The organism is Bacteroides sp. DH3716P, assembly GCF_025914115.1.
GTDB lineage: Bacteria > Bacteroidota > Bacteroidia > Bacteroidales > Bacteroidaceae > Bacteroides > Bacteroides ovatus.
On sequence record NZ_CP083673.1, the window covers coordinates 6,636,171 to 6,636,651 of the forward strand.

The 481-nt window shown below is 43.7% G+C and carries 1 protein-coding gene; it reads right to left on the reverse strand.

Annotated elements, in window-relative coordinates; genetic code table 11:
* On the reverse strand, positions 1-376 hold a 376-nt coding region (locus tag KQP79_RS25850; RefSeq protein WP_264386608.1), incomplete at its 3' end, for a DUF4886 domain-containing protein.
* Positions 377-481: the final 105 nt, after the last annotated feature.

A 481-nucleotide genomic window follows, 5' to 3' on the forward strand; every position in this document is an offset into this window, starting at 1 on the left:
TCATAGCCTGTCGTGCAGCCGTTACGATAGAAGAATACATCGTCATCTGGTTGCTATCATAATCCGGGAAACTTTCATGAGTGGAACTGGAAGCGTATGCCCAAGTCTGATGCCACAGCAGTTTAGCTTTCGGACAACGTTCCTTTATTCCTGCAATCAAATCAGCCAATACCGTATATGTTTCGTATTTACCGGATTTACCGCTCGCCTGTTGCAGACTGATATAATCCCAGTTTTCATCCGCCAATCCCTGTGATAGTTTATAACCGGTTTTACCTACTTTCTCGCCTTTTACTATTTTACGATATTCATAAGCAGCGGCATCCGACTGGAAGTTAGCCCAATGCTTATCCAGGTCACAGCCGCCAATATACATATTTCCGATAATTAACTCATAGCCTGTCGTGCAGCCGTTACGATAGAAGAATACATCGTCATCTGGTTGCTATCATAATCCGGGAAACTTTCATGAGTGGAACTG